This window comes from Sphingomonas molluscorum, assembly GCF_039522995.1.
Taxonomy (GTDB): Bacteria; Pseudomonadota; Alphaproteobacteria; order Sphingomonadales; family Sphingomonadaceae; genus Sphingomonas; species Sphingomonas molluscorum.
The window spans coordinates 1-22,209 of the sequence record NZ_BAAAEL010000001.1 but is presented as its reverse complement, the minus strand read 5'-3'; the positions used below and the strand labels follow the sequence as shown (position 1 = coordinate 22,209).

At 68.0% G+C, this 22,209-nt stretch carries 23 protein-coding genes and 2 tRNA genes; 13 read left to right on the top strand and 12 right to left on the bottom strand.

What is annotated here, in order from left to right; translation table 11 throughout:
* Positions 1-219: 219 nt before the first annotated feature.
* The 5 genes from ABDZ92_RS00125 to ABDZ92_RS00105 all read left to right on the top strand — a co-directional run bounded on the left by ABDZ92_RS00125 (position 220) and on the right by ABDZ92_RS00105 (position 4,538).
* The gene (locus ABDZ92_RS00125; protein WP_125961354.1) at positions 220-1,290 is read left to right on the top strand and encodes an MlaA family lipoprotein; all 1,071 of its coding nucleotides are present in this window, start codon (positions 220-222) and stop codon (positions 1,288-1,290) included.
* Positions 1,291-1,519: 229 nt separating this feature from the next.
* Positions 1,520-3,226 carry a DEAD/DEAH box helicase gene (locus ABDZ92_RS00120; protein WP_272695190.1) on the top strand — a complete coding sequence of 569 codons (1,707 nt, stop codon included), beginning with the start codon at positions 1,520-1,522 and terminating at the stop codon, positions 3,224-3,226.
* Between the two features lie 92 nt (positions 3,227-3,318).
* On the top strand, positions 3,319-3,648 hold the full coding sequence (locus ABDZ92_RS00115) for a hypothetical protein (RefSeq protein ID WP_125962429.1): 330 nt from the start codon (positions 3,319-3,321) through the stop codon (positions 3,646-3,648).
* A 66-nt stretch (positions 3,649-3,714) separates the two neighbouring features.
* Complete coding sequence (locus tag ABDZ92_RS00110) at positions 3,715-4,137, top strand: lysozyme inhibitor LprI family protein (RefSeq protein ID WP_343760998.1); 423 nt, start codon at positions 3,715-3,717, stop codon at positions 4,135-4,137.
* Positions 4,138-4,145: 8 nt separating this feature from the next.
* Positions 4,146-4,538 carry a barstar family protein gene (locus ABDZ92_RS00105; RefSeq protein WP_125962427.1) on the top strand — a complete coding sequence of 131 codons (393 nt, stop codon included), beginning with the start codon at positions 4,146-4,148 and terminating at the stop codon, positions 4,536-4,538.
* A 10-nt stretch (positions 4,539-4,548) separates the two neighbouring features.
* Here the strand turns inward: ABDZ92_RS00105 and ABDZ92_RS00100 are convergent, their stop codons facing one another.
* Together ABDZ92_RS00100 and ABDZ92_RS00095 are read right to left on the bottom strand one after the other, a co-directional pair.
* Positions 4,549-4,947: a GFA family protein gene (locus ABDZ92_RS00100; RefSeq protein ID WP_125962426.1), complete on the bottom strand. Its 399-nt coding sequence runs from the start codon at positions 4,945-4,947 to the stop codon at positions 4,549-4,551.
* A 160-nt stretch (positions 4,948-5,107) separates the two neighbouring features.
* Complete coding sequence (locus tag ABDZ92_RS00095) at positions 5,108-5,554, bottom strand: hypothetical protein (protein WP_125962425.1); 447 nt, start codon at positions 5,552-5,554, stop codon at positions 5,108-5,110.
* 202 nt (positions 5,555-5,756) lie between these two features.
* Here ABDZ92_RS00095 and ABDZ92_RS00090 point away from each other — a divergent pair, with 202 nt between their 5' ends.
* Positions 5,757-6,071 (top strand): YdeI/OmpD-associated family protein, encoded by a 315-nt coding sequence (locus ABDZ92_RS00090; RefSeq protein ID WP_125962424.1) that lies wholly within the window; start codon positions 5,757-5,759, stop codon positions 6,069-6,071.
* 127 nt (positions 6,072-6,198) lie between these two features.
* Here the strand turns inward: ABDZ92_RS00090 and ABDZ92_RS00085 are convergent, their stop codons facing one another.
* Positions 6,199-6,831, bottom strand: coding sequence for a L,D-transpeptidase family protein (locus ABDZ92_RS00085; RefSeq protein ID WP_125962423.1), 633 nt, complete (start codon positions 6,829-6,831; stop codon positions 6,199-6,201).
* Between the two features lie 289 nt (positions 6,832-7,120).
* Here ABDZ92_RS00085 and ABDZ92_RS00080 point away from each other — a divergent pair, with 289 nt between their 5' ends.
* The 4 genes from ABDZ92_RS00080 to ABDZ92_RS00065 all read left to right on the top strand — a co-directional run bounded on the left by ABDZ92_RS00080 (position 7,121) and on the right by ABDZ92_RS00065 (position 10,373).
* Complete coding sequence (locus ABDZ92_RS00080) at positions 7,121-7,783, top strand: murein L,D-transpeptidase catalytic domain family protein (protein WP_241212053.1); 663 nt, start codon at positions 7,121-7,123, stop codon at positions 7,781-7,783.
* A gap of 535 nt (positions 7,784-8,318) precedes the next feature.
* Complete coding sequence (gene nadC / locus ABDZ92_RS00075; protein WP_125962421.1) at positions 8,319-9,164, top strand: carboxylating nicotinate-nucleotide diphosphorylase; 846 nt, start codon at positions 8,319-8,321, stop codon at positions 9,162-9,164.
* A gap of 61 nt (positions 9,165-9,225) precedes the next feature.
* Positions 9,226-9,660, top strand: coding sequence for a hypothetical protein (locus ABDZ92_RS00070; RefSeq protein WP_125962420.1), 435 nt, complete (start codon positions 9,226-9,228; stop codon positions 9,658-9,660).
* Positions 9,657-10,373 (top strand): ribonuclease T2 family protein, encoded by a 717-nt coding sequence (locus tag ABDZ92_RS00065; protein WP_125962419.1) that lies wholly within the window; start codon positions 9,657-9,659, stop codon positions 10,371-10,373. Before ABDZ92_RS00070 ends, ABDZ92_RS00065 begins: the two co-directional genes overlap by 4 nt.
* Positions 10,374-10,394: 21 nt before the next feature.
* Here ABDZ92_RS00065 and ABDZ92_RS00060 read toward each other — a convergent pair whose 3' ends face one another.
* From ABDZ92_RS00060 to ABDZ92_RS00035, 6 genes are all read right to left on the bottom strand, one after another.
* Positions 10,395-10,829 (bottom strand): DUF4112 domain-containing protein, encoded by a 435-nt coding sequence (locus tag ABDZ92_RS00060; RefSeq protein WP_125962418.1) that lies wholly within the window; start codon positions 10,827-10,829, stop codon positions 10,395-10,397.
* Positions 10,830-10,834: 5 nt separating this feature from the next.
* Positions 10,835-12,313 carry an ABC transporter substrate-binding protein gene (locus ABDZ92_RS00055; RefSeq protein ID WP_125962417.1) on the bottom strand — a complete coding sequence of 493 codons (1,479 nt, stop codon included), beginning with the start codon at positions 12,311-12,313 and terminating at the stop codon, positions 10,835-10,837.
* 40 nt (positions 12,314-12,353) lie between these two features.
* A tRNA-Leu gene (locus ABDZ92_RS00050) sits at positions 12,354-12,439 on the bottom strand.
* A 64-nt stretch (positions 12,440-12,503) separates the two neighbouring features.
* Positions 12,504-12,782, bottom strand: a complete 279-nt coding sequence (ihfB, locus tag ABDZ92_RS00045) for an integration host factor subunit beta (RefSeq protein ID WP_125962416.1) — start codon at positions 12,780-12,782, stop codon at positions 12,504-12,506.
* Between the two features lie 144 nt (positions 12,783-12,926).
* Positions 12,927-14,636, bottom strand: a complete 1,710-nt coding sequence (gene rpsA / locus ABDZ92_RS00040; protein ID WP_125962415.1) for a 30S ribosomal protein S1 — start codon at positions 14,634-14,636, stop codon at positions 12,927-12,929.
* 261 nt (positions 14,637-14,897) lie between these two features.
* Positions 14,898-15,521 carry a (d)CMP kinase gene (locus ABDZ92_RS00035; protein ID WP_125962414.1) on the bottom strand — a complete coding sequence of 208 codons (624 nt, stop codon included), beginning with the start codon at positions 15,519-15,521 and terminating at the stop codon, positions 14,898-14,900.
* Between the two features lie 208 nt (positions 15,522-15,729).
* Here ABDZ92_RS00035 and ABDZ92_RS00030 point away from each other — a divergent pair, with 208 nt between their 5' ends.
* Together ABDZ92_RS00030 and ABDZ92_RS00025 are read left to right on the top strand one after the other, a co-directional pair.
* Entirely contained in the window at positions 15,730-16,050 is a 321-nt protein-coding gene (locus ABDZ92_RS00030; RefSeq protein ID WP_125962413.1) for an FYDLN acid domain-containing protein, read from the top strand.
* Between the two features lie 150 nt (positions 16,051-16,200).
* Positions 16,201-16,276 (top strand) — tRNA-Ala (locus tag ABDZ92_RS00025).
* Between the two features lie 342 nt (positions 16,277-16,618).
* Here ABDZ92_RS00025 and ABDZ92_RS00020 read toward each other — a convergent pair.
* Positions 16,619-19,366 (bottom strand): TonB-dependent receptor, encoded by a 2,748-nt coding sequence (locus ABDZ92_RS00020; RefSeq protein ID WP_125962412.1) that lies wholly within the window; start codon positions 19,364-19,366, stop codon positions 16,619-16,621.
* A 191-nt stretch (positions 19,367-19,557) separates the two neighbouring features.
* On the opposite strand from ABDZ92_RS00020, the gene ABDZ92_RS00015 reads away from it, so the two are divergent.
* Positions 19,558-20,817, top strand: coding sequence for a histidine-type phosphatase (locus tag ABDZ92_RS00015; protein WP_125962411.1), 1,260 nt, complete (start codon positions 19,558-19,560; stop codon positions 20,815-20,817).
* Positions 20,818-20,881: 64 nt separating this feature from the next.
* Here ABDZ92_RS00015 and ABDZ92_RS00010 read toward each other — a convergent pair whose 3' ends face one another.
* The gene (locus ABDZ92_RS00010) at positions 20,882-21,253 is read right to left on the bottom strand and encodes a response regulator (protein ID WP_125962410.1); all 372 of its coding nucleotides are present in this window, start codon (positions 21,251-21,253) and stop codon (positions 20,882-20,884) included.
* Positions 21,250-22,137 carry a sensor histidine kinase gene (locus tag ABDZ92_RS00005; protein ID WP_272695275.1) on the bottom strand — a complete coding sequence of 296 codons (888 nt, stop codon included), beginning with the start codon at positions 22,135-22,137 and terminating at the stop codon, positions 21,250-21,252. The genes ABDZ92_RS00010 and ABDZ92_RS00005 overlap by 4 nt, the downstream gene beginning before the upstream one ends.
* Positions 22,138-22,209: the final 72 nt, after the last annotated feature.

Here is a 22,209-nt window from a genome sequence, read left to right as displayed (position 1 = left end):
CGCTTCGCCGCGCTCGATCCTCGGCGCCCTCGGCGACTTCGCCGGCGGCAACGACCAGGCAAGCCCGGGGACGCCAAGGCCCGCTCTTTTCCCCCCATACCCAGGCGGTACGCGCTTCCTGCGCCGATTATCCCTATGCCGTTTGGCTTCGAAAGCGCATGTTACCGGTTGCAGTGCTTCAGACTCGGGTGAAGCCAGTCGACAGGATGATGAGCGTAGATGTTGACGGTATCCGGTGCGCTACTGCTCGCGGTCATCCCCCTGGGCTCAGTGCCGGCGGCGGATTTCCCGGCCGCGGCGAGCGCTGCCTCGGCAACCCTGGCTGCGCCCTCCGCCCTGCTTGTCGATCCGGCACTCCTTTCAGCGCAGCCGCCTCAGTCGCAGTCCAGCACGGCTGTTCCGCCAGCGGTCAGCCCGGTTCAAGTCTCGCCGGAGTCGCCGGGTACAGTACCCCCGTTGGACACGGCTACGCCCCTCCAGGTGCCGTCTGCCGAAGAGGCGGCGCACGGTGACATCATCATCACGGGGCGCCGGGAGCCGGCAGGAGATCCGCTGCGCGCGGTGAATGCCGAGTCTTTTGCCGTCACGCAGAAGGTCGACGACACCGTCATCGGACCTGTCGCAAGAACCTACAAGAAGACTGTGCCCAGCCCGATCCGCAAGGGGATCCACAACTTCCTGTACAACATCCGTGAACCGATCGTGTTCTTGAACTTCTTGCTTCAGCTCAAGCCTGGGAAGGCAGCGGAGACGGTCGGCCGCTTCGTGATCAATACCACCGTCGGCGCTGCCGGGTTCGTGGACATGGCCAAGCGGAAGCCGTTCCATCTGCCGCGGCGGTCGAACGGGTTTGCAAACACGCTGGGTTTTTATGGCGTGAAGAACGGACCGTTCCTGTTCCTGCCCCTGGTCGGCCCCACGACCGTCCGGGACCTGCTGGGCGGCGCCGTCGATCGGCTGGTCCTGCCGGTCGGCGTCGGCAGTCCGTTCACGAGCCTGAGCTATTCGGTGCCCGCCGGGGTCCTGGGCGCGCTCGATCATCGTTCCGAATTCGATCAGACGCTCAAGGACCTGCACGACAATTCGCCCGATCCCTATGCCGCAACCCGGGCATTCTATCTCAACCGGAGGCAGGCCGAGATCGACCAGCTGCGCGGACGTGTCGAAGGCGATCCGGCCGGCATGTCGGGCCCGCCGCCGAGCGTGAACCCGTTCGTCCCCAAGTATCTGGAGCCGAAGCCAACCCCAGACCCGCAGCCCGAACCCTCGGAGCCAGTCGAGGGAAACTGAGCCCGGCAGGTTGCGTGGTCCGGTCCTACCAGCGCGCGCCGCGAACGGCGTGCTTGGCGGTCTGATAAGGACGGCACGAACGGGCGGAGTCTGAAGCGCGATCGGCCTTGTGCGCCAGTGTCGCATCCGCCCCAAGCCGCGCCCTGGGGCGGCGCCGGCCTCCCGCGCCGGGACTCTCCAGTACCGTAAGCCCTTGTGCCACGGCTCGGAAAGGGCCATTTGCGCCCCCATGCCCTTTGGTAAAGTTCCCGAACCGCTCGCCGCGGCGCTTGTTGCGCGTGGCTATGAAGCGCCCACGGCCGTCCAGGCCGCCGTCGTCCAGCCCGAAGCCGAAGGGCGCGACCTCATCGTCTCCGCCCAGACCGGCTCCGGCAAGACCGTCGCCTTTGGCCTCGCCATGGCCCCGCAGCTGCTGGAGGAGGACGGCGCGATCGGCCCCGCCGGCGCCCCGCTCGCCATCGCCATCGCCCCGACCCGCGAGCTCGCGCTCCAGGTCGCGCGCGAACTCGGCTGGCTCTATGGCCAGACCGGCGCCCGCATCGCCACCTGCGTCGGCGGCATGGACCCGTCGCGTGAGCGTCGCAGCCTCAGCCACGGCGCCCACATCGTCGTCGGCACCCCCGGCCGCCTGCGCGACCATCTCGAACGCGGCGCGCTCGACCTGTCGGCGATCCGAGTCGCGGTGCTCGACGAGGCCGACGAGATGCTCGACATGGGCTTCCGCGAGGACCTGGAGCAGATCCTCGACGCGACCGCCGACGGCCGCCGCACGCTGCTGTTCTCCGCGACCATGCCGCGCCCGATCGTCGCACTCGCCAAGCGCTACCAGCGCGACGCGCTCCGCATCGAGACGCTGTCCGCTGATCGCGGTCACGGTGACATCGCCTACCAGTGCGTCACCGTCGCCCCGTCCGACATCGAGCACGCGGTGGTGAACCTGCTGCGCTTCCACGAGCCGGACACCGCCTTCCTCTTCTGCGCCACCCGTGAAGCGGTCCGCCGCCTCCACGCGAGCCTGGTCGAGCGCGGCTTCGACGCCGTGGCGCTTTCGGGCGAGCACAGCCAGAACGAGCGCAACCACGCGCTCCAGGCGCTGCGCGATCGCCGCGCCCGCGTCTGCGTCGCGACCGACGTTGCCGCGCGCGGCATCGATCTGCCCTCGCTCAGCCTGGTGATCCACGTCGAACTGCCGCGCGATGCCGAGGCGCTTCAGCACCGCTCCGGCCGCACCGGCCGCGCGGGCAAGAAGGGCATCGCCGCGCTGGTCGTGCCCTATCAGCGCCGCCGCCGCGTCGAGATGATGCTGCGCGGTGCCAAGATCAACGCCGAGTGGGTCGAGGTGCCGAGCGCCGACGCCATCCGCGAGGCCGATCGCGAGCGCCTGCTCGCCAAGCTCAGCGACACGGTGGAGCTGGACGAGGAGGATCGCGCGCTGGGCGCCCGCCTGCTCGAAGGCCGTGAGCCCGCCGACATCGCCGCGATGCTGGTGCGCGCCTATCGCGCCAAGCTGCCGGCGGCCGAGGACCTCGTCGGCGGCAACGACCGCGGCGAGCGTGGCCCCCGCGACGACGGCCCGCGTGCCGGCTTCGAGGACAGCGTCTGGTTCCGCATGAACATCGGTCGCCGCCAGAACGCCGATCCGCGCTGGCTGCTGCCGCTGCTGTGCCGCCGCGGCCACATCACCAAGGGGGAAGTCGGCGCGATCCGCATCGCCGCGGACGAGACCGCCTTCCAGATCCCGCGCGCCGTCGCCAGCCGCTTCGTGGCCGCGATCAAGCGCACCGCGGGCGAGGGCGACGACGACTTCCGCGTGCTGCCGATGGACGGTCCGCCGCCCCCGGGCAGCACGGGCGGCCCGCGCCCGCCCCGCGGCGGCCCCAACCAGCCGCGCCACCACGCCCGCCCGTTCCGCCCCCGCGGCGGCCCGCGCGGCTAATCCGAAAAGGGGGCTCCGGCCCCCTTTTTTGTGCCCGCCCGCGCCCCGGCAGGCACGTTGCTCGAGTGCCAAAGTTCCGGCATCCTTCGCCGATGCAGCCGGCCCTTCCTTCTACGATCATCGCGGCCCTTGCACTCGCCCTGGCTGGGTACGCGACGAGCAGGGCGGCGCCCGCGCCGTTCGACATCGTGGTTCGAGGGTCAGCGGCCGACTGCACCATCGAAGTCGGCGGGCGCACGATCACCCCTCAGGAACTGCTCGCCACCGCCCGTCCCGAAGCGAAGCCCGGACGCAGCGCCCGCATCCGGCTGGACACGAACGAGGTCCCGTATCGCTGCATCGGCGGCGCGATCTACAGCTTGCAATCCGCCGGCTTCGAGGAGGTCACCGTCCTCGATCCGCAACGCCGCCCGCTGATGTAGCGCAACGCCGATGCCGTCTTCTGGTCGGCACGGCATCGCTGCAACCGGCAATTCCAAGGACTCCCCATGCCCCTGTTCGCGCTCGCCCTGTTCCTCCAGTCGGCGGAGCCCGTATCCTGCCCCGGCGCCGACACGCCGTCGGTCGACGCCTGCGCCTCCGCCGAACTCGCCGCGGCCGATGCCGAATTGAACCGCTACTACCAGGCGGCGATGCGCCGGCTGCGCAGCGAAGGGGAGGCGCAGACCGCCAAGGAACTGGTCGAGGCCCAGCGCGCCTGGATCCGTTACCGCGACGCCGAATGCGCGAGTGTGTACCAGAACTGGATCGGCGGCACGATCCGCACCCACATGAGCATCACCTGCCACACGCGCATCACGAAGCTGCGCACCCATGTGATCTGGAGCCACTGGCTCACCTACGCGGACAGCACGCCGCCGATCCTCCCGCGCCCGGACCTGGCGTCGGTGCTCCCGGACAAGGCGCGATAGGCGCGCTTGTGCCCAAGACCCTCACGCTCGAAGGCGCCCGCATCCGCGACATCGCCTCCTTCTACGCAGAGGTGAACCGCGTCTTCATGGCCGGCGAAAACTGGACGCTGGGCGAAAGCCTCGACGCGTTCGAGGACCTGCTGCACGGCGGCTATGGCGCGATCGCGGGCCGCGAACCCGTGCGGCTCGTCTGGAAAGACCTGGAGGCGAGCCAATCGGCCCTCGGCGCAGAGGCCACCGCCGCCCATCTGCGCGCAAAGCTCCAGCGGCCCGACCTTTTCGACGTGGCCCGGATCCGCCGCCAGCTTGACGCCGTCGAAGGCGGCGACGGGCCGACCTACTTCGACACCATCCTCCACATCCTCGCCGACCATCCCAACATCGAACTGGTCGCCGCCTAGCCGCGTCGCGCTAGGCGAAGTGCTCCATCCCGTCCGCGGACACGGTGACCCAGCCGTGCTTGCGGTCTTCCCACACGGAATAGTGCGGGGCCGGAAAGCCGGGATCGGCAAAGGCGCCCACCGCAACTGCCGTCAGCCCCGGCATGCCCTCGCTCGCATAGACCAAAGTCGCGCCACAGGTGGGGCAGAACCGAAAACGCGCCACCGCGCCGCTGTCGCCCTGCTGCGTCCAGGTCCGGAACTCGCCGGCAAGCGCCACCTGTGCGTCCGGCCAGCGCGCCTGCACGGCAAAGGCGCTGCCGCTGCGCTTCTGGCACTCCAGGCAATGGCACACCGACACCCGCACCGGCTCACCCGTACAGGTGGCCCGCAATTGTCCGCACCGGCAGCTTGCCACCCGAACCCGCATTCCGCCCTCCCAGGCAAAGGGGGCGTTGCCGCACCAATCAGGAGCGGCCGCCCGTTCTCGCCTGGCAGGCTACGCCGTTCGCGCGCCCCTCGCCAGCATCGCGAGTCCGTAGCCGAATACAGGAAGCGGCCTGTTCCTGCGGGTGCCAGTCTGGCGAACCCTAGGCTTTCTTCATCGCGCGCGGATCCCGGCAGAGAATCGTCGTCCCCTTCATTTCGACTTCCGCGCGCTCGCCGGGCAAGGCCTCGATTTCGGCCTTCCCCTTCCCGGTGGACACGGTGAGGATCATCGGGCCTTCGATCCGGCAGAGAAAGTTCTTCTTCTGTTGTTCGCAGGCCTTTTGCAGGCGCGCATAGTCCTCGACAGTCGCGCTGTCCCCAGCCGGCTGCATGCCGAAGGAGATCAGGGTACTGCCGCCGAACAGCACCGTCTTCAGCCCTGCCAGCGTGTTGACGCGCCATTCCCCAGTGGTTTGCCCCTGCCGCCCCTTCTCGATCGGGGCCATGCCGAGTTGCGGCGCAAGCCGCTCGCAGAAGCTGGCCTCCTGGGCGGCAGCAGGCGCGCCCGCAATGAGGAAGAAGCCCGCGGCGATGGGATGAAGCTTCAAAGTCCTTGCCCCCCGGAAGGATGAATGTGGAGAATCCAGCGCTAGGCGGGGAGCGTGACACTTCAATGAAGCCGGTAGTTCCTTCCTTTGAGTGGCGCATCGGGCGCCCGGAGCATTGCGGTTCTGATTGCGCGCGCCACGATGCGTGCGAATATCCGCTGGCCCGGCCCAGTGCGGCCGGCTTCGGAAGTCTGGAGATCCCATGGCTGACTCGTTTCCGCACGGCACGGTCCACGACACGCCCGAGGATCTTCAGGCCGCCGTGCAAGCAAGCACCGACCTGTCGTCGCGCTGGCAGGAGCTGACGCCCCTTGGTCGCAACGAGTTCATCTGCTGGGTCACCGACGCGAAGCAGCCAGCGACGCGCCAGCGCCGCCTCCAGCGGATGTGCGAGGAGGTTCTGGCCGGCAAGAAGCGGCCCTGCTGCTGGGCAGGGTGCACGCACCGGACCGACAAGGCGCCAGGGCGGTGGCAGCAGGCAGTCCTGGTCGAGGGGCGCCGCAAGCGCGGCGGTTAGCCGATCGGTGTGCAAGCCCACGGCGCCGGCGAGATCCGCGCGCCGCGACCCGACACGTCCCGTGCTCAGACCCGGCCGCTCCTTCAACGGCAGGGGTCAAGCGCCGGATGCGTCCGCCAGCCCCGGCTCAGGGCGCCGTCGCGGTACGGATGCCGCGGCCGGGCACCACGTCCTGCGACGCCGTCACCGTACCCGACATGGACGATTCGAAGTTCTCGGCCGGCAGCGGCGGCGCGGAAAGCGGGTCGTAGGGGTCGTTGTTGATCGACACCAGCGCGCCCATCTCGGTCGCCGCGAACAGCTTCTTCGCAAAGGCCGACGGCAGCCGGACGCAGCCGTGAGAGGCGGGGCGGCCCGGGATGTTGCCCGCGTGCAGCGCGATGCCGTCCCAGGTCAGCCGCTGCATGAACGGCATGGGTGCGTCGTCATACAGGTTGGATTTGTGCATCACCTTCTTCTGAAGGATCTCGAACTCGCCGGTGGGCGTTTCATGACCAGGCTTGCCGGTGGAAACGGTGGACACGCCGATCAGGGTGCTGCCGCGGAAGACATAGGCCCGCTGCAACGGGATGCTCACGGTCACCGTCACCGGCTCCGAAGTGTCGCCGCCGTCCTTCCAAACAAACTGGCCCGGCTTCAGCGCCTGGCTGGACGCAATGTCGAATTGCGCGATGGCTTCCTGCGCAAAAGCGGGAGCCGCTGGCAGGCAAAGAGCGAGCGCCCCGGCCGCCAGCCAGGCGCGACAATTGCGAATGTTCATTACGCACCTCAACATCATCATCGTGCGGGTGGGGGGAAGTGCGACCCATCCGCTTCACATCTTTCTAAACGTAGGTAAGTCTATTTTGTGCCATTGACAGGCGAGAAAGAATCTGCCGCCCGCGCAACGAAACCCTCCTCAACCCGCTAGCCGTGCGATCCTGCGATGAGCCGCGGCATGGCTGCGGCAGAGCGCGTGCGCGAGTAGGAACTGTTTGGATTTCTTGGCTAAAAGGGTGCCGGGCAGCGCGATGCGGTGTCCAGAGCGGGCTTCAGGGCAGGACATCCACGTGCACAACATCGTCGAAACGGCGCCCTCGCGCCGCGCATTCCTCACCTCTGGTCTCACGGTCGCGGGCGCCGTGGTCGCATCCGGCGCCTTCGCCTCGCCGGTCCGCGCGGCCGTGCCGGCGGCCCCCGTCGCCCCGCTCACCTCGCCGCGCATGGTGCGTCCGGCGCTCTTCCGCCGTGCGGTCGCTGCGCTCCAGGCGCATGGCGGCCGGGTCGCCAATCGCGATCGCATCGCCATCGCCGATTTCGCAGCCTCTTCGTCGGTGCCGCGCTTCCACCTCGTCGACCTTATCAGCGGCCAGACGACGACGCTGCTGGTCGCCCATGGCAGCGGCTCGGATCCCGCGCACAGCGGCTATCTGCAGCGCTTCTCCAACCTCAACGGCTCCAACGCCTCGTGCGAAGGCGCTTTCCTCGCCTCCGACTATTATGTCGGCAAGCATGGCAAGTCGCAGCGGCTGATCGGTCTCGATCCCACCAACAACAATGCGCTCGATCGCGCCATCGTGATCCACGGCGCCTGGTACTCCAACGCCTCGATGCTGCGCACCCATGGCAAGCTCGGCCGCAGCCAGGGCTGCTTCGCGGTCGGCGAGAGCGAGCTGGCGCAGGTGTTCGGCCACCTCGGCAACGGCCGCATGCTCTACGCCGCCAAGGTCTGACGGCACGCCCGGGCCACACGCCCGGGCTGTCCTACACGACCAGGCGTCGTCACAGTCCTCCTCCACATCGGGGAGGACTGCCATGGCCGATCACGCGGACCGCGTCCGGACGCCTTCTAAACGACACCACAGCCCTACAGACGGGCACCACCCGCCCGGCATCCACCGTGTTCCCGCGCAGGCGAGACCCCTGCGAAGCAGGGCGCCCTCCTTTCGTCACACCCGTATCCCTGCGCAGGCAGGAACCCAACGCCCGGCAGAGCAACGGTCCCCCTTCGCACGCACACCAAGGGATCGGCCGCGCCTGGGATCAGCCACCTCCAGCAGCATCGGTGCGAGGGCGATCCACGCCCGCACCAGCCGTTCTTGGCCTAACCTTAGCCTAACCTTCCGCAGTGCAGCACGCCACGCGGCAGGCCCCGGACACCGGTGCGACACGCGTTCTGGGACGGACTCTCGACGAACTTTCCGCCTTGCGGCGGCTCTCCCGGGCACGCTACCGCGCGCCCTTCCTCACGTCCGGCGGAGAACGCGCATGCACTGGTCGCTCGAAGGTTTCGATCTGGATCGCTTCGTCCGCGAGACGCTTGCCGAGGATCTGGGGGAGGGGGGCGACATCACCTCTGCCGCCGTGATCCCCGCCGATGCGCGCTTCGCCGGCGTCATGGACAGCCGCGACGCGATCACCGTCGCGGGCCTCCCGATCGCGGAAGCCTTTTTCCGCGCGCTCGATCCGCAGGTGGAGATCGAGGCGCTGGTGCAGGACGGCGATCGCCTGCCTGCCGGCTCGCACCTGCTGCGCCTGCGCGGCAACGCCCGCGCGCTGCTGACGGCCGAGCGCTCGGCGCTCAACACCGTCCAACATCTCTCCGGCATCGCCACGCTCACCGCCACCTATGTGGACGCGATCCGCGGCACCGGCGCCACGCTGCTCGACACACGCAAGACGCTGCCGGGCCTGCGCCGGCTGGAGAAATACGCCACCCGCATGGGGGGTGCGACCAACCACCGCATGGGGCTGTGGGACTCGGCGATGATCAAGGACAACCATGTCGCGGTGGCGGGCGGCGTCGAGGCCGCGGCGCGCCGGGCGGCGGACGCCGGCATCGCCTCGATCATCGTCGAGGTCGACCGGCTCGACCAGATCACCCCCGCGCTCACCGGCGGCGCCACCCACCTCCTTCTCGACAACATGGACCCGCCGACCTTGCGCGCCGCGGTGGCGGAGGTCGCCGGACGCGTGCCCACCGAGGCCTCGGGCGGCGTCCGGCTCGACACCATTGCCGCAATCGCCGCGACCGGCGTCACCTATGTGTCGGTCGGCCGGCTCACCCAGTCGGCGCCCGCCGCCGATATCGGGCTCGACTTCACCGCCCTCTAATTCGCTTGCCGAAAGGGGCGGGTCGGCTAGGTTCGGCGCTGTTTACAGGGGGAGAAACACCATGCGTCCCAAGTCCATTCAACGCTTCGACATCTTCTATCTGGGCGCGCTGGCGCTCGGGCTCGTCAGCACGGCCATCGGCTGGAACACCACGATGGAGCGGATGCAGGCAGACGCCGCCACTGCCGCCATCGCCACGCCCGTCATGCTCGGCAGCGTGATCGTCGGCTTCGGCATCTCGCTGCTGCTGTGGTTCTTCACCTCGCGCATGCGCAGCAACATCGCCCGGTGGATCGTGGTGATCTTCTTCGTGATCGGCGTGCTCTCGCTGGTGTTCACCCTCCTGAACGGCGCCTATCCGGGCGGCGTCACCGGCATCCTCAGCATCCTGTCGACCGCGCTTCAGGCCGCCGCCGTCGTCATGCTGTTCAAGCCGGACGCCGTCGCCTGGTTCAAGGGGCAGCCGACCGGCCCTGCGGAAACGCCGTTCGAATGATTCGCTTCTGGCACAAGGCGGCGATGCTCCTCGCCGCCGCGCTTCCCGGCACCGCCCTGGCACAAAGCACCCAGTGCAGCGTGCCGGCGGCGCTGCCGCGGCCGCACGCCGACCTGCCGACGCCCAAGCAGCCGCGCCGGGTGATCCCGATCGGCAGCTATACGCTCGCGCTCACCTGGTCGCCGCAATATTGCCGCGGCAAGCGGGCGGGCGACGACAGCTTCCAGTGCGGTCAGGGCAACCGCTTCGGCTTCACCCTGCACGGCCTGTGGCCGGACGGGGAGGGGAAGACCTGGCCGCAATATTGCAAGCCGGTGGCGCTGCTGCCCCAGGCGGTGGTGCGCAAGCATCTGTGCGCGACGCCCTCGGTGCAGCTGCTCCAGCATGAATATGCCAAGCACGGCAGCTGCATGGGGGTGACGCCGGCGGCCTATTTCGCGCGCTCCAACGCGCTCTACGGTCGGCTGCGCTTCCCGGACATGGACGCGCTTTCGCGCCGCTCGCGCCTCACCGCCGGCCAGCTCGCGCAGGCGATCGCCCGGGCGAACCCCGGCATCGCGGCCAACATGATGCGGATCACGGCTACCCGCGACGGTTGGCTGGACGAGGTGTGGCTGTGCCTGGACAAGCGGCTGCGCTACCGCGCCTGCCCGGCGCACCAGGGCGGCCTCACCGGCAACGCCCCGCTCAAGATCTGGCGGGGCGGCCGGTAACGGCCAGCGCCCCGCGCGCGGTCACGGGTTGTCGATCGTGGCCGTGCCGGGGTGGTGCTTGTCCAGGTGGCGCTTGATGATGCGCAGGTTGCGGGTGTTCGACCGGAACAGCAGGTCGGGCACCGCCCCCACCACCGGGATCAGGCCCACCGCCCAGTCGACGCCGACGTTGCCTGCCATGCGCGCCATCTGGAGCTTGGACATGCCCAGGTTGCGGGCCTCCCAGATCATGTAGCTGCCCATCGCGGCGCCGATGAAGCTGCCGCCCACCGGCAGCAGGTTGAACAGGAAGTCGAGGCCCACCGGCACCTTGATGCCCGGGATCACGAAGCTGCGCTCCAGCAGCCGCTCCAGGGCCACCAGCCGCTTGCGCACGGCGGCGGCGTCGCGGCCCAGGGGCACGACTTCGGCCAGGCGGTCGAACGCTTCGGGCGGGATGCGGGAGCTACGGTTCATGGCTGTTAGCTGGGGTCGCCGCGCAGGTGATTCAACGGGTGCCACGCGCGCGGGTTCGGCGCCCAGGCGCGCAGCCGCGGCGACACCAGGGACCAGCGCAGCGGCAGGGCGATCGGCACGAAGCTCGCATCCGCCGCCAGCGCCGCGTCCCCGTCCGCCAGCAGCCGCCCGCGTGTCTCCGCGTCCGGCGCATCGGCGGCGCTGTCGATGATCGAGCGGATCATCGGGTCGCAGGCGACACAGGCGTTGTCGAGGTACCAGCGGCCCGAATCGAGCGGCGCGACCTTGTCGACCAGGCGCAGGTCCGCGTCCGGTGCATCGATCGCCACCCGCTCCACGGGCAGGCCGATGGCGCGCAGTGACCGGGCGATGCCGCGCCACAGCAGGTTGGCGCCGGGCCCCTCCGGCAGTGCGATCCGGAGCGGCGCCATGTCCGGATGGTCCGCCAGCCAGATCGCGACCCGCGCACGCGCTTGCCCAATCGTGTCCTCCGTCGGCGTGACCGGCCAGGGGAACTCGGCAGGGGCGGCTGCGGAGTCGAGCTGCGCCGGGAGCAGCGCGGTGGCAGGCGCCCATTCCTCGCGCACCCCCGCCGCAATGGCGCTCCGGTCGAGCGCGCCCGCCAGCGCGGCCCGGTTGGCGGTCTCGGCCAGGAAGCCCTGCCGCCGTGCGACGGCCAGCCCGAACAGCCCCACCGCCGGATCAACGCGGATGCTCTCCCGCGCGACCTCCGCGACGGCCAGCAACGGCCAGTCATCCACGCCCCCGCCCAGTACCAGGTCGAGGTCGCCCCGCGTAAAGCGCAGCACCGCGCGCGCTGCCCGTTCCCCGCGCAGCTCGATCCTCTCGGCGGGGCTGGGCAGCGTGTCCGCATCCTCGTCGTCCAATCCGCGGATCGGCCGCAGCTGTTGCGCGCCGCGCGCCGGCTGGCCAAGCTCGAATGGTCCCGTCCCTCGCAGCCCGCGTGCCTGGAAGATGGCAAGCTCCGGCTGCGCGAGAAGCTTCAGGAACTCCGGCTGCGGCCGGCGCAGGCGGATCTCGACCACCTCCGGCGTCATTTCGACGATCTCGTCGACCAGCCGCAAGGCGCCGGCCAGGGGCTTATGGTGCGCGGGGCGGACCGCCCGCTTGAGCGTTGCCACGACCTCGCTCGCGGTGACGCGGTTGCCGTCCGGCCACCGCGCGTCACCCAGGCGAAAGATATAGCTCTGGCCCTCGTCGATCACGATCCAGCGCTCGGCAAGCGCGGGCTCGACCTGCCCGGTGGCATCGAAGCGGACGAGGCCCTGTGCCGTCGCGCCCATCAGCACGCGCTCGGCGGGGGAGAGCTCCGTACGCGAAGGATCGGCCACCCGAGCCGTTCCGCCCACGACGCTGACCGCCACCGCCGTATCGTCGGGCCGGCGGTCGCAGCCGCCAAGCGCCAGCGCAGCCGCGGCGAGCAGCAGCGGGAAGCGGGCGTGCGAGAAGGGGAAGGGCGCCATGGCCCCTTCCTGCCATCGAAGGCGGCGGAGCGCCACATGGTGGTGCGGACGGCGGGACTCGAACCCGCACTCCTGTTCGGAAGCCGATTTTAAGTCGGCTGCGTCTACCGGTTTCGCCACGTCCGCATGGCGGCACGGGAACCGCAAGGCTGCATCCGCGTCAAGCGCGGCGTTGCGCCAAGGCGGAACGTCACACGTTTAGGCGCGCGCGCATTTCCTTGCCGGGTTTGAAATAGGGGACGCGCTTGGCATCCACTTCGACGGTCTCGCCGGTCCGCGGGTTGCGGCCGGTCCGGGCATCGCGTGCGCGGGTAGAGAAGGCGCCGAAGCCGCGTAGTTCGACGCGACCTTCCGCCTTCAACTGTTCGACGATGCTGTCGAAGAAAACGGTGACGATCCGTTCCACGTCGCGCGCGGAGAGGCCGGGGTTCTCGGCGACCAGGCGCTGTACGAGTTCAGATCGGATCATGTCGGCCTCATCCATCCCACCACGCATTGGCGGAAGCGGTCATTACGCAGGGGAACCGAACAGCTAATTCGGCAGGAGCCGAACTGCAACACAAGTTAAGGCATTTGCCGCGGCGGGAAGCAACTTCCCGCCGCGGCGCAATGCTTAGCGGCCTTCGCCGCGGGCCTTGAGGGCCTCGCCAAGGATGTCGCCCAGCGACGCGCCCGAGTCGGACGAGCCATACTGTGCAACCGCCTGCTTCTCTTCGGCGATCTGCATCGCCTTGACCGAGAAGGTCGGCTTCTTGGAGCGGTCGAAGCCCGACACCATCGCGTCGAACTTCTGGCCGACCTGGAAGCGCTCCGGACGCTGCTCGTCGCGGTCACGGCCGAGGTCGGTGCGCTTGATGAAGCCGGTCGCGCCATCTTCGCCAGCCTGCACTTCGAGGCCCGCGTCGCGGACTTCAAGCACGGTAACGGTGATGATCGCACCCTTGTTGAGACGGTCGCCGGTGGTGGCGACGCCAACCGCCGGTGCACCCCGCTCGAGCTGCTTCATGCCGAGCGAGATACGCTCCTTGTCCGGCTCCACTGCGAGCACGACGGCCTGAACCATCTCGCCCTTGCGGTGCAGGTTGAGCGCGTCCTCGCCCGAGATGCCCCATGCGATGTCCGACATGTGGACCATGCCGTCGACGTCGCCGTCCAGGCCAACGAACAGACCGAACTCGGTCGCGTTCTTGACTTCGCCCTCGACGGTCGAACCGACCGGGTGCTGCTCGGCGAAACGCTCCCACGGGTTCGCCTGGGCCTGCTTGAGGCCGAGCGAGATGCGGCGCTTTTCCTGATCGACCTCGAGGACGATGACTTCGACCTCCTGGCTGGTCGACACGATCTTGCCCGGGTGGACGTTCTTCTTGGTCCAGCTCATCTCGGACACGTGCACCAGGCCTTCGATGCCCGGCTCCAGCTCGACGAATGCACCATATTCGGTAATGTTGGTCACGCGGCCCGCCAGCTTGGCGCCGACCGGATACTTGACCGATGCGCCATCCCACGGATCGCTCTCAAGCTGCTTCATGCCGAGCGAGATGCGCTGCGTGTCGCGGTTGATGCGGATGATCTGCACGCGCACCGTGTCGCCGATGTTCAGCATCTCGGACGGGTGGCCAACGCGCTTGTAGCTGAGGTCCGTGACGTGCAGCAGGCCGTCGATGCCGCCCAGGTCGACGAACGCACCGTAATCGGTGATGTTCTTGACGACGCCGTCGATCACCTGCCCCTCGTGCAGCGACTGGATCAGGCCCGAACGCTGCTCGGCGCGGGTCTCTTCCAGCACCGCGCGGCGCGAGACGACGATGTTGCCGCGCTTGCGGTCCATCTTGAGGATCTGGAAGGGCTGCGGGATGTCCATCAGCGGCGTGACGTCGCGCACCGGACGGATATCGACCTGCGAGCCCGGCAGGAAGGCCACGGCGCCCGACAGGTCGACCGTGAAGCCGCCCTTGACGCGGCCGAAGATGACACCCTCGACGCGAGCCGACTTGGCGAACTCGGTTTCCAGCTTGTCCCAGGCGGCTTCGCGGCGGGCGCGGTCGCGGCTGAGCATCGCTTCGCCGTTCGCGTTCTCGACGCGGTCGACATAAACCTCGACTTCGTCGCCGACCTTCAGGTCCGCCTTCTGGCCCGGCGCTGCGAACTCGCGCAGCGGCACGCGGCCTTCCGACTTGAGGCCCACGTCGATGACGGCGAGGTCGTTCTCGATGCCGGTGACGGTCCCGATGACCACGCGGCCTTCGAAGCTGTCGGCCTGACCCAGGGTCTGGTCAAGCATCGCCGCGAAATCGTCGCGGCTCGGGTTTGCCAAAGAGGCCATTAGAGTTCCTGGTTCCTGTACGTTTTTCCGGCCGGCCGGTTGGTTCCGGCGGTCTTTGACCGGCGTCGCCGCGGCGGCCGAATGCCGGTCGCGGCATTCGTCGGACGCTTGCTGCAAAGGCCTGCAATTTCATGCGAAAAAGGGCGCGTGAGGAATCGCCTCCGCGCCGGCCCCGCGAGCAATCGCTCGTCGAACCCCGCACGCATAGCCCAGATGCAAGCAATTCGCAAGCTGGGGAGGCGGCCGGACCGGTGCCCCCGATCAGGCGGCGACGCGTGCGTCTACCAATTCCACCGCGCGCTGAACGGCTGCCTCGATCGACAGGAAACTGGTGTCGAGCGGGGCGGCGTCCGCGGCCATCATCATCGGCGCGTTGGCACGCCCGGCATCCCGCTCGTCGCGCGCGCGAATGTCGGCCAGAACCTTGTCGTAGGTGACGGGCGAGCCCTGCTTCTGAAGCTCCAGGTGGCGACGGCGTGCCCGGATGGCAGGCGTCGCCTTCACGAACAGCTTGGCGTGGGCGTCGGGGGCGATCACCGTGCCGATGTCGCGACCGTCGAGGACGGCGCCGCCCGGTTGCGCCGCGAAGCGCCGCTGACGTTGGAGCAGCGCGGCGCGCACCAGCGCATGCGCGGAGACGACCGACGCGATCTGGCCGACCTCGTCGCTCCGCAGCCACGGATCCTCGAGCAGCCGATCCTCGAAGCCGCAGGCGGCGATCGCATCGGCTTCGCGCTCGGGCGTGAGCTTGTCGCGGAGCACGGTTGCGGCGACGGCACGATAGAGCAGCCCGGTGTCGAGATGGGGCAGGTTGTAGTGGCGGGAAAGCGCCCGGGCGATGGTGCCCTTACCCGACGCGGCGGGTCCGTCGACTGCAATGATCATGGGCGACCCCTTGCCGCAACCGGAGCGGTCGTCAAGCGGCGGGGCGCGGCGGGCCGCAGATCTGCCTCGCCTCGAAGCATCCGCCGTCGCTGGGCCGGCGGCAGGCAGCGGTTTTTGACAGCGCCCTTGCGCTATGGCAAGGCGCGCGCCACTTCTCGGGCACCAGTCCCGATACCCAAAATCCCACACCGAAAGGCAAGAGCGGCACATGGTGAAGCCGGAATGGGGCACGAAGCGGACGTGCCCGAAATGCGCGACGCGCTTCTATGACCTGGGCAAGGAAGATCCCGTCACCTGCATCGAATGCGGCGTGACCTGGAATCCGGAGCCGATCCTGAAGTCCAAGCAGCCGCTTCCCTTCGAAGCTGCCAAGCCCATCAGCGAGAAGGAGGCGGACAAGGACGCCGATCTCGGTGACGAGGATCTGGACATCGACGGTGAGGATGAGCCCTCGGCCGACGACGACGTCGATCTCGGCGGCGACGACGATCTGGGCGTGAACACTCAGGACGAAGACGAGGAAAACTGATCCTCGCGCCGGCTAAGGCCGGCAAGTTCAAAAAAGGTGCGGCAAGCGTCGAAAAGGCGCTTGCCAAACCAAAAGGGCCCGCTTAGAGGGCGCCTTCCCCGGACACGGGGTTCCCGGAGCCGCTTCGGAAACGAACGGCAAAAACGGCGTGGGGCCGTAGCTCAGCTGGGAGAGCGTCGCAATGGCATTGCGAAGGTCAGGGGTTCGATCCCCCTCGGCTCCACCATTTCAAGACTCTGCTAGTGCCAGGGCTCGCCTTATCTGCGAATTCTCTTTGAAGAGCGCGTGACCACGTAGAGTCACCGCGGGACCGCAGACGCGCTGTGTGCGCTCCCTTCGGCCGAATAGGTCATCCAGCCCCCGGTGAAGTCCAAGACGTAGTCCGATCGGAGGCGGCGGTACTTTTCTCGTTGGCGCCGGTGCCTGCGTGTCCTGCTGCCGAATCGATCTGAGCCTCGGGCAGCCGAGCCGGTGCATCTCGGCTGACACCGTGTGTCGCGGTGGTCTGACCCACAAGCAGGGAGGAGTGCGGTGCGGAAGGGGCACGCCGTTTCCGCACCGCACTAGCTTACATCGTCATGGTCAGGCTTGCCTGGAAGATGCGGCCGGTCTTCAGATAGCCGCCCGCGCGATCGGCCGAGATGTAGCGCGTCGAGGCGCCCACCGTGTTGTAGTAGGTCGGCTCGTTAGTGATGTTGCGTGCTGCCAGTCCCAGCTCGATCTTGCTGGTCATGGCGAAGGCGACGCCCAGGTTCAGCTCGTTGAGCCCCTGGGTATAGGTGTCGGGCTGGGTGTCCTCGACATTGTACAGCCGCTTGCCGGTGTGGTTGTACCAGAGGTTCGCGCGCACCGGGCCCTGCTCGTAGAAGAGCTCCGCATTGGCGATCAGGTGCGGCGCCTCGGGCAGGCGACTGGTGCGGATTTCGTCCTCGCCCAGCTGATAGGTGACTTCGGTGTCCTGCACGGTCACGTTGCCGCCGATGCCGAAACCGCCCATCCAATCCGTGGGCGCCCAGTCGTTCAGCGCGAAGCGGAACGAGGCCTCGATGCCCTTCGCCGAGCCACCCAGGCCGTTGTACGGCTGATAGTAGATCACCCCGTCCACCGCGCCGGATCCGGTGCGGGTCGCCGTCGGCACGATGACGTTCTTCAGGTCCTTGTAATAGGCGGCAATTTGGAACCAGCGGTTGCGCTCGGTGCGATATTCGACCCCCAGGTCGAAGTTCCAGGCGGATACCGGCTTCAGGTCCGGGTTGGGACGGGTGACCGAGATCAGCTCGTCGGTGATCGCGTCGCGCTCCTCTGTGGTCGGACCTGCAAGCTGGTTGAAGGCCGGGCGGCTGTAGCTGCTGCGCGCCGAGCCGCGAACCGTCCAGCCGCCAGGGGCACGCCACACCGCCAGGACCGACGGGTCGAGATGGTCGTACTTGCGCCCCGCCTCAATGAAGCGCGCGTCGCTGTCGGCTTCGGTATTGGACCAGAAGCTGGCCGTGTAGCGATTATCTTCCCAGCGGATGCCCGGCATGACCTCAATCGTGCCTGCGTTCTCGGTTTCGAAACGCAGCGTCGCGGTCGCGAACACGGCCTTGCGCGTTTCCTCGCCCGACAGGCGCCCGCGGTTGAGGATGTCCTCGCTCAGGCCGTCGATGTCGACATAGCGCGACACCTGTTCCTCGATCGCCTCGCGGCTGATCAGCTTGAACGGGCGGGGAGTCTGGTGCCCCATGAAGCTGTCGAGCGTCTCGCCTGGAAACTGGGCGAGCGGCAGGCCGGGTACCGTGCCGCTGTAGAGGTCGGTCTGGAAGCGATAACGCAGCGATCCGTCGTCGATCGTCAGGCCCTTGCGATCGGCGCCTTCCCACAGGCCGCCCGCCTTGACCAGCGCCAGCACGCCGTCGCCGCGCCAGTCGATGTCGCCCTTGAAGGTCAGCTTCTCTTCCGAAAGGAAGCTGCGATTGGTCTGCACATAATATTGCTGCGGCCGTTCCAGGCTGCCGACATAGGCGGCGGCCTCTGGCGACAGGATCGCGCGCGGCCAGTTGCGATCGGACAGGTCGATCAACAGCCCTTCGCGCGCCACGCCGGTCTGGCCGGGCGTGCCGATGTACGAGATGCCGCGAAACGCCGCCGTGTGCGACCGCGGCTGGTCGAGCCGACCATCGGCATAGGATCCGCTCAACCCGATGCTGACGCGCTCGCCCTTCCAGCGGCCGCCTAGCTGGGTGGAGACCAGCTCCTGCTCCACGTCCTCGACGCGGAAGTAGTGCGCCGGGTTGATGCCCATCGGCCGGTAGATGCCGGTGTCGTCATAGCCGCCGGGATTGGGATTTGTCTGGCCGCTGACCAACTCATTGCGCAGGCCCGTCTGGTTCTGCGTGTTGGTGTTGTTGTAGCGGGCGTAGTTGACGCGCGCGAACAGGTCGAGGGCTTCGGTGCGGTAGTCCAGCGAGCCGCTGGCGCCGTAGCGCTCGATCTCGTTGTTGAAGAAGTTCCACTGGATGCCGTCGGCGGTCACCGAGTCCGGGTTCTCGCGCGGGGTCTCGCCTTTCACCGTCGCCTTGTAAGGGTTCTGGAGCGCGACCGATTCCGCCGCACTCGCTCGGCGCTCGTAATAACCCGCGACGTAGACGCCGAACTGCCCAGCGCTGCCGAAGCGCTTGGCCATGTCGAGGCCGATGGCGCCGCCCATGCCCGCCTGTCCCTGATCGAGTGCCAGGTCCGCGGCCTGCGCCAGCACACGGGCGCGCACAAAGGAACTGCCGAAGTCGAACGCGGTCGGGGTGCGCAGGTCGATGTTGCCTGCAATCGAATCCGCGTCCTTGTCGGCGCCCGGGGTCTTGTCGACGACGATGCCGCCGATCGCGAAAGGCGAGAACAGGTTGAGCGAGATCGCGCGGGTATTGCCGCCCGAGGTCTGGGGCAGGCGTAGCCCATCGAGCGTATAGGCGTTGAAGCCGGTTTCGAACCCGCGGATTGAGACGAACTGCGCCTCGCCGGTGGCCGATCCGTTGCGTGCCTGGTCGACGCTGACCGAGACGCCCGGAAGCTGCTTGGCCAGATCGGCGATGTTGGTTTGGGATCGCAACGAGACGTCGCCGGTCTGCACCACGTCGATCGTGCCGACCGCGTCCTCCTCTTCCTGCACCAGCCGGCGGTCGGCCGCGCCCAGTACGACAATGTCGTTGTCGGTACGCTGCACCTCGGCGTCCACGTCTGCGGCAGGGTCCGGTGCCCCGGCATAGGCGATGGAGGATGCCGAAAGCATCAGGGCAAGCAGCAGCGGCCGCCCGAGCGGGCGGAGGGAAGGCTTTGTCATGGGATCTCCCAGGGATTGCGTCTGTCGAATGCAGATGTGGGCGACCTAAGTCCGCTACGTTACCGATCGGGGACCAATATATGTCGTTGGCATGTCATCTCTGCTGCACTCGCGGTGCGACCAGAGCGTAATCGAGAGGACATACTGCGGACCTACGAGGCGCTTCTTTTTCAGATCGCACAGGTTTGCTCATGAAACTCGGGTCCATGCTGCTGTCAGCCGTTGCCGCTGCCGTTTCTTGCGTGCCGGCGGCGGCGCAGGAACGGCCGGACCTGCAGCTGGAGAAGGTGGTGATGGTGGTCCGGCACGGGCTCCGCGCGCCGCTGGCGGACGAGGCGCCGGTCGGCACGATGGCGCGCCAGCCCTGGCCCCAGTGGCAGGTGCCCGAGAGCTATCTGACCGAGCGCGGTTACACCGGCATGCGGCTGCTGGGTGCGTATGATCGCGACGCCTATGCCGCGCGCGGGCTGTTCGGCGCGGCAGGGTGTCCGGTACCCGGCGCCGTGCGGATCCGGTCCAGCACTGCCCAGCGTGCGATCCAGTCGGGGAAGGCCCTGGCCGAAGGGTTCGCGCCAGGGTGCGGCCTGACCGTCGAGCATGGCGCGCCCGGCGATCGCGACCCGATCTTCGATCCGCGGGGCGCGGGCGTGGTCACCTATGACGGTGCGGCGGCGGTGGCCGCGATCGACCGGCACACTGGCGGTATCCAGGCGTTGGCCGAGCGGCACCGCGCGGCGTTCCGCACGCTTGAGGAGATCCTGGGCTGCCGGGGCAAGGGGATCGCGCGGCCGTGCGACATCCTGGCCGAAGAATCGCTGCTGAAGCCGGCGGCGGAGCCTGCGTCGTTCGACTTTGGCGGCCCGATCCGGACGGCATCGGGGACCGCCCAGGTGCTTCTGCTCGAATATGCCGAGGGCTTCGACCCGGCGCGCGTGGGCTGGGGGCGTGCGACGCCGGAAAAAATCGAGCAGATCGGTGAGCTGCACTCGCTGCTGTTCGACGTCCATGTCCGCGCACCTTATCTGGCCGGGCGGCAGAGTGCGGTGCTCGGCCGGCGCATCCTGTCCTCCCTTCAGGACCCGAGCGGGGCGAAGCTGGATCTGGTGGTCGTTCACGACAACAACCTGAACGCGATGGCCGCGGTGCTGGGGGTGACGTTCAAGGTCGATGGCTATGCCGAGAACGACGCAACCGTGGGCGGAGCGCTGGTATTCGAGTTGCTGCGCAATCCCGGCAGTGCTGAGCGTTATGTGCGGGTGGCCTATCAATCCCAGACGCTGGAGCAGCTGCGCAGCCTGGAGCCGCTGTCGCTCGCGACGCCGCCCAGCTACAAGACCCTGCCGATCGCCGAATGCGCGGGCGGCTTCCAGGGCATGTGCACGCTGCAGCAGTTCGACGCGCTGGTGCGGGGCAGGCTGGCGCCGCTCGATGGTCCAGTGCGCTCTCGGTAGCGCCAGAGGCGGCCGGCTGAACCGCGTCGCGCTGCGCCGCGGACAACGCGCCCGGGATCAACCGCTAATCCGACCCGCTGGCCGTGAGCGCGCGTTCCAGTGCGTCAGCAAGTTCGCTGGCCCGGTATGGTTTCGTCAGCGTCGGGACTTCCGCATATCCTTCGGCGCCTTCCGCGTGGCCGTAGCCGGTCGCGAAAATGAAGGGGATCTTGCGCTCGCGCAGGGTCTCGGCAACCGGGTACGATCGGCCACCGTGAAGATTGATGTCCAGCACCGCCACGTCGAACCGTTCGGTCCGTGCAAGTTCCAGCGCCGTGTCGAGACGCATGGCGGGCCCGACCACTTCGGCTCCCCGTTCGATCAGCAGGTCTTCAAGGTTCATGGCGACCAGCATCTCGTCTTCCACCACGAGGACACGCTTGCCGGTGAGTGTCATTCCTGCCCTTCCATGTTCGGCAGGGGAGCCTCGATCTCGCAGACCACCCCTGTTGGCGGATAGCGCAAACGCACTATCCCGCCGATTTCCGCTGCCAGCCCGCGTTCGATCAAGCGTGAACCGAAGCCCCGGCCTGACGGTGGCGTAACCGACGGGCCACCCTGTTCCTCCCAGCACAGGTGAAAGACGGGTGGCTCACCTTGCTCGACGCTGCAGTCGATCCGGGCGCGCCCGCCTTCTTGCGAAAGCGCACCATATTTGGCGGCATTGGTGCACAGCTCATGCAGCGCAAGCGCCAGACTGACGGACGCCTTGGACCCGATGCGAAGGTCGGGTCCCGCATAGTCGAAGCGGTTGGCCCCGCCGAAAGGCCGAAGCGCATTTTCGATGATCTGCCGGAGCGGCGCAGACGCCCAGCTCTCCCGTGTCAGGAGATTATGGGCGTCCGACAGGGCCAACAACCTGCCCTCGAACGCGCGCCTCGCGTGATCGGGAACGCGCTCATCCCTGAACGACTGGACTGCGAGAGACTGCACGACCGCCAACGTGTTCTTCACGCGGTGGTTCAGCTCGTTCACGAGCAGTTCGCGATGCCTTTCGGCCTCCTTCCGCTCCGTTACGTCGGAGAAGGACACCGCGATGCCGCCGCCCTCCTTGGGAGCCGTTCGTAGTTCGACGAACCGATCCGGCTTCAGCACCGACCGCATTTCCTGCCGGCTCCCGACCCGGTCGATCATGGTGCGACGAAGGACATCCTCGAACGGCGTACCGACCACTTCGGGGAAAACGTCCCACATGACGCGGCCAAGCACGTCGTCGCGGGACCGATCGAAATGCCGTTCGGCGGCACGGTTGAACAGGATCAGCCGCCAGTCCGCATCGATGGCGTAGGGTCAGGACCCATTGATGTGAGCGTCGCGATCTGATTCAGGCTCCGCAAGGAGACCGGGATGAGT